The sequence below is a fragment of the uncultured Megasphaera sp. genome (assembly GCF_958350005.1).
GTDB lineage: Bacteria > Bacillota > Negativicutes > Veillonellales > Megasphaeraceae > Megasphaera.
The window spans coordinates 1-6177 of the sequence record NZ_CATWFF010000122.1 but is presented as its reverse complement, the minus strand read 5'-3'; the positions used below and the strand labels follow the sequence as shown (position 1 = coordinate 6177).

At 49.0% G+C, this 6177-nt stretch carries 5 protein-coding genes; all 5 read left to right on the top strand.

Annotated elements, in window-relative coordinates; genetic code table 11:
• Window positions 1-117 precede the first annotated feature (117 nt).
• The 5 genes from Q3886_RS07625 to Q3886_RS07605 all read left to right on the top strand — a co-directional run bounded on the left by Q3886_RS07625 (window position 118) and on the right by Q3886_RS07605 (window position 5963).
• Window positions 118-1671 (top strand): acyl CoA:acetate/3-ketoacid CoA transferase, encoded by a 1554-nt coding sequence (locus Q3886_RS07625; protein WP_301860719.1) that lies wholly within the window; start codon window positions 118-120, stop codon window positions 1669-1671.
• Window positions 1672-1728: 57 nt separating this feature from the next.
• Complete coding sequence (locus Q3886_RS07620) at window positions 1729-2640, top strand: VOC family protein (RefSeq protein WP_301860718.1); 912 nt, start codon at window positions 1729-1731, stop codon at window positions 2638-2640.
• 26 nt (window positions 2641-2666) lie between these two features.
• Window positions 2667-3455, top strand: coding sequence for an acyl-CoA dehydratase activase (locus Q3886_RS07615; RefSeq protein WP_301860717.1), 789 nt, complete (start codon window positions 2667-2669; stop codon window positions 3453-3455).
• Between the two features lie 103 nt (window positions 3456-3558).
• Window positions 3559-4845, top strand: a complete 1287-nt coding sequence (locus tag Q3886_RS07610) for a 2-hydroxyacyl-CoA dehydratase subunit D (RefSeq protein ID WP_301860716.1) — start codon at window positions 3559-3561, stop codon at window positions 4843-4845.
• On the top strand, window positions 4845-5963 hold the full coding sequence (locus Q3886_RS07605; protein WP_301860715.1) for a 2-hydroxyacyl-CoA dehydratase subunit D: 1119 nt from the start codon (window positions 4845-4847) through the stop codon (window positions 5961-5963). Before Q3886_RS07610 ends, Q3886_RS07605 begins: the two co-directional genes overlap by 1 nt.
• Window positions 5964-6177: the final 214 nt, after the last annotated feature.

The window sequence follows — 6177 nt, the reverse complement described above, 5'->3', positions numbered from 1 at the left end:
CGAGTACATTCATCAAATTATTCCTTAGTCGAATATGCAGTTTCTATTTATCATTCATTCAAAGAATGTAAGTGATACATTCGAGACAGGTATATCTAAAGGAGGATGTATACAACAATGAAGAAAGTGAAAATTATCACAGCAAGTGAGGCAGCACAGCTTGTAAAAGACAATGACACCTTGACGTCTATTGGCTTCGTCAGCTGCGCTCATCCGGAAGCATTGACAAAAGCATTGGAAAAACGGTTCCTTGAAACAGGAAGCCCTAAGAATCTGACGTATATGTACGCTGCTTCGCAGGGCAAACGCGACGGCCGCGGCGGTGAACATCTGGCCCATGAAGGCCTGCTGAAACGGGCTATTCTCGGTCACTATCAGACCGTTCCGGCTATTGCCAAACTGGCCGTAGAAAATAAAATCGAAGCTTACAACTGTGCACAAGGTACACTGGTACACTTGTTCCGCGCATTAGCCGGCCATAAACTGGGTATCTTCACGGACATCGGTCTGGGAACGTTCCTGGATCCTCGTCAGGGCGGCGGCAAACTGAACGACGTAACAAAAGAAGATATTGTTAAATTAATGGAAATCGAAGGTCAGGAACAGCTCTTCTATCCGACATTCCCCATTAATGTTGCTTTCCTTCGCGGCACCTATGCCGATGAAGTTGGCAACATCACGATGGAAGAAGAAGTAGCTCCCCTGGAAAACACGTCAGTAGCTCAGGCAGTTCATAACTGCGGCGGCATCGTCGTCGTCCAGGTTAAAGGCGTTGTAGAACACGGTACACTGGACGCTCGTCTCGTTAAGATCCCCGGCATTTACGTCGATTACGTCGTCGTTGCTGATGAAGAAGATCATGAACAGGCCTTTGGCTGTGCCTTCGATCCGACGCTGTGCGGCGAACGCCGGGCTCCCCTCGGTGAAACAGGTGCTCCCCTTCCCATGAGCGCCAAGAAGATCATCGGCCGTCGCGGCGCACTGGCCCTGATGGACAATGCCGTCGTCAACCTCGGCGTAGGTGCTCCGGAATACGTTGCATCCATTGCCAGTGAAGAAGGCATTGCCGATACGATTACACTGACCGTCGAAAATGGTGCTATTGGCGGCGTACCGCAGGGCGGCGCACAGTTCGGTTCCACCCGCAATGCCGAAGCCATTATTGACCACACCTACCAGTTTGACTTCTACGATGGCGGCGGCCTGGATCAGACGTTCTTAGGCCTGGCACAGTGCGATGTGAACGGCAACATCAACGTCAGCAAGTTCGGCACAAACATTGCCGGCTGCGGCGGTTTCCCTGACATTTCTCAGCAGACGCCGAACGTTTACTTCTGCGGTACCTTTACGGCCAGCGGCCTGAAAGTCGAAGTAAAAGACGGCAAGCTCCATATCCTCCAGGAAGGGAAAAAGAAGAAATTCATCAACGCTGTCGATCAGATTACGTTCAACGGCAAACTCGCTGCTAAACGGGGCCAGCACGTATACTACATTACGGAACGGTGCGTATTCAAACTGACAGAAGAAGGCCTGCGCCTTATCGAAGTTGCACCGGGCATTGATGTAGAAAAAGATATTCTGGCTCACATGGAATTCAAACCTATTGTTGACGGCTACACCACCATGGACGAACGCATCTTTGCTGATGGCCCCATGGGATTAAAGAAATAGGTAATACATACTATATAACACTATATATATCAATACTTAAAGGAGTGTCTAGTACCAATGAAACCAATGAGAATGCATCACGTCGGCATCGTACTGCCGAGCTTGCAGAAAGCCCACGATTTTATGCAGAGCAACGGTCTGGAAATTGATTACGCCGGTTTTGTCGACGCATACCATGCTGACCTGATTTTCACCAAACACAGCGACACATGCAGCCCAATTGAAATGATCATCCCCCGCGAAGGGGTCCTGACGAAATTCAACGGCGGCAAAGGCGGTATTGCTCATATCGCTTTCGAAGTCAGCGACGTTGAAGGCGTCCGTCAGGAAATGGAAGGCCAGAAAGAAGGCTGTATGCTGGAAAAGAAAGCTGTCCAGGGTACTGACGATATTATCGTTAACTTCCGTCGTCCTTCTACCAACGAAGGCATCCTCGTTGAATATGTAGAAAAAACAGCTCCTATTAAAGGATACAACGTAAATCCCTTTGCCTCCCTCGGCGAAGCTGGCAAGCTGAACGAAAAATGGCATCCCATGCGGCTCCATCACATTGGCATCGTATTGCCGACGCTGGATGCAGCCCATGAATTCATTAAAAACAACGGTCTTGAAGTAGACTACTCCGGCTTTGTTAAAGCATATCAGGCTGACCTGGTATTCACGAAGACCGGCCCGAACAACACCCCTATCGAATTCATCGTTCCTCACGAAGGCAGCGTACTGAAAAACTTCAACCATGGTAAAGGCGGCATTGCCCATATCGCCTTTGAAGTAGCAGACGTTGAAAAAGTTCGTCAGATAATGGAAGAAGAATGCCCGGGCTGCATGCTGGAAAAGAAAGCCGTTCAGGGTACAGATGATATCATCGTCAACTTCCGTCGTCCGTCGACAGACCAGGGCATCCTCGTCGAATACGTTCAGACTGTTGCCCCCATTAACAGAAGTAACGCCAATCCTTTTAACGACTAATACCAAAACTTCCCACATGGAAAGGAATGACTCACACAATGTATACACTGGGAATTGATGTTGGTTCTTCATCATCTAAGGCTGTCATCTTAGAAGACGGCAAAAAAATCCTCCACCACCGGGTCGTGCAAGTCGGCACTGGTTCTTCCGGTCCGGACAAGGTACTCAAAGAAGTATTTGCCCATTCTGGACTGTCTATTGAAGACATGGCAAATATTATCGCTACAGGCTATGGCCGTTTTAACGTGTCCGTTGCTAAAGGTGAAATCAGCGAAATTACTTGCCACGCAAAAGGAGCTCTTTTCCAGTGTCCCGGTACGACGACAATCCTCGATATTGGCGGACAGGACGTCAAGGCCATTAAATTAAATGACCAAGGTCTCGTCATGCAGTTTGCCATGAACGACAAGTGTGCTGCCGGTACGGGTCGTTTCCTCGATGTCATGTCCAAAGTACTGGAAATTCCTATTTCGGAAATGGGCGACTGGTATTTCCGTTCCAAACATCCGGCTAAAGTCAGCAGTACCTGTACGGTATTTGCTGAATCAGAAGTTATTTCCCTTCTTTCTAAAAATATTCCGAAAGAAGATATTGTCGCAGGCGTTCATAAATCCATTGCCAGCAAGGCCTGTGCCCTCGTCCGCCGTGTCGGCGTCGGCAAAGATCTGACCATGACTGGCGGCGGTTCCCGCGATGCCGGTGTCGTCGATGCCGTATCAAAGGAACTGGGTGTTCCCGCTCATGTTGCCGAATATCCGCAGGTTATCGGTGCCCTGGGAGCTGCCCTGATCGCCTACGAAAAAGTTACCCGCTAATGGTACGTCACGCCGCTTAGTCCGGACGATCTGGCTGTACCTGGTCAGACCGTCCGCCCTGCGACGTTTACAATTATAAGGTTACACATAAGGAGAGATAGTAATGAGTGAAGAAAAAGTAGTTGATATTGAAAGCATGAGCTCCAAAGAAGCTCTGGGCTACTTCTTGCCGAAAGTCGATGAAGACGCAAGAAAAGCAAAAAAAGAAGGCCGCCTCGTCTGCTGGTCTGCATCGGTTGCACCTCCGGAATTCTGCACGGCTATGGATATTGCCATCGTATATCCGGAAACACATGCAGCTGGCATCGGTGCCCGTCACGGCGCTCCGGCTATGCTGGAAGTAGCTGAAAATAAAGGCTACAATCAGGATATCTGTTCCTACTGCCGCGTTAACATGGGCTATTTGGAATGCCTCCTGCAGGAAGCTAAAACAGGTGAAAAACCGGATGTCCTGAAAAACTCCCCGGCTTCTCCCATTCCCCTGCCGGACCTGATCCTCACTTGCAACAATATCTGCAACACTCTGCTCAAATGGTACGAAAACATCGCTAAAGAACTGAACATTCCTCTGATTACGATCGACGTTCCGTTCAACCATACCTATCCGGTTACGAAACATGCTAAACAGTATATCGTAGGCGAATTCAAACACGCTATTAAACAGCTCGAAGAAATCTGCGGCCGTCCTTTCGACTATGACAAATTCTTCGAAGTACAGAAACAGACACAGCGTTCTATCGCTGCCTGGAATAAAATTGCTTCCTTCTTGACGTACAAACCGTCCCCGCTCAATGGCTTTGACCTGTTCAACTTCATGGGCCTGGCTGTTGCTGCTCGTTCCCTGAACTACTCTGAAATTACGTTCAACAAACTGGTTAAAGAACTGGAAGCTAAAGTAGCTGCTAAGAAATGGGCTTTCGGCGACAACGAAAAAACCCGTGTTACCTGGGAAGGCATTGCCGTATGGATTGCTCTGGGCCACACCTTCAAAGAACTGAAAGGCAAAGGCGCTCTCATGACTGGTTCTGCATATCCTGGCATGTGGGACGTTTCCTACGAACCAGGCAACCTCGAATCCATGGCTGAAGCCTATACCCGCACCTACATTAACTGCTGCCTCGAACAGCGTGGTGCCGTTCTGGAAAAAGTCGTTAAAGACGGCCAGTGCGACGGCTTGATCATGCATCAGAACCGTTCCTGCAAGAACATGAGCCTCCTCAACGACGAAGGCGGCAAACGGGTACAGAAAAACCTCGGCGTTCCGTACGTTATTTTCGACGGCGACCAGACTGACCCGCGTAATTTCTCGGAAGCACAGTTCGATACCCGCGTAGAAGCACTGTGTGAAGCAATGGATGAAAAGAAAGCCACTGAAGGAGGCAACCACTAATGAGCAAGATTGATGAACTGATCAGCAAATTACAAGAAGTAGCAAATCACCCTCAGAAAACTGTTTTAGCTTATAAAAAATCGGGCAAAAAACTGGTCGGCATGATGCCGTACTACGCTCCGGAAGAAATCGTATACGCTGCCGGTGCTCTTCCTGTAGGCCTCTTTGGCGCACAGAAACCGGTTATTTCCGAAGCTCGTACATACCTTCCTCCGTTCGCTTGCTCCCTGATGCAGGCTGACATGGAACTGCAGCTCAACGGCACCTATGACTGTCTCGACGCTGTTATCTTCTCCGTTCCCTGTGATACGCTCCGCTGCATGAGCCAGAAATGGCACGGCAAAGCTCCGGTTATCGTCTTCACGCATCCGCAGAACCGTAAAATCGAAGCTGCTGTTGATTTCCTGAAAGCTGAATACGAAGGCGTTCGCAGCGAACTGGAAAAAATCCTTGGCGTAACCATTTCCGACATGGCTATTCAGGAAGCTATCCGCGTATACAATGCTAACCGTCAGGTTATGCGTGAATTCTGCGACGTTGCTGCTCAGTACCCGCAGATCTTCACACCGGTAAAACGTCATGACGTTATCAAAGCTCGCTGGTTCATGGACAAAGCAGAACATACTGCATTGGTTCGCGAACTCATCGACGCTGTAAAAGCCGAAAAAGTAACTCCTTGGAATGGCAAAAAAGTCATCCTCTCCGGCATTATGGCTGAACCGGATGAACTCCTCGACATCTTCCAGGAATTCAACCTCGCTGTCGTAGCTGACGACCTGGCTCAGGAATCCCGTCAGTTCCGTACAGACGTACCGTACGGCATTGATCCGCTGGAACAGTTGTCCAAACAGTGGCAGGATTTCGATGGCTGCCCGCTGGCTATGAACACAGACAAACCGCGTGGACAGATGCTCATCGACATGGCCAAGAAATACAATGCTGATGCTGTTGTCGTATGCATGATGCGCTTCTGCGATCCTGAAGAATTCGACTATCCTATTTACAAAGTTGAATTCGAAAAAGCAGGTCTCCGCTACACGGTTCTCGACGTCGACATTGAATCGCCGTCCCTCGAACAGCTCCGTACGCGTATTCAGGCTTTCTCTGAAATTCTGTAAAATAAGCTATCAGAATTCAGATTCTGTCCTTTTTGCCATCCGCAAGGAATCTCCTTTCAGTCGCCTCCTATCGGGGCAAAAAGGCAGGCCTTCTCTGAAATTCTCTAATTTCAACAGTTTCACTCAGCAAGGACAGGGCGTTCTTCGGAACGCCCTGAAGCTTGCCTAATTTCTGATTTAGAAGTGGTATATCCGCTTTTAAAGAAATATATAT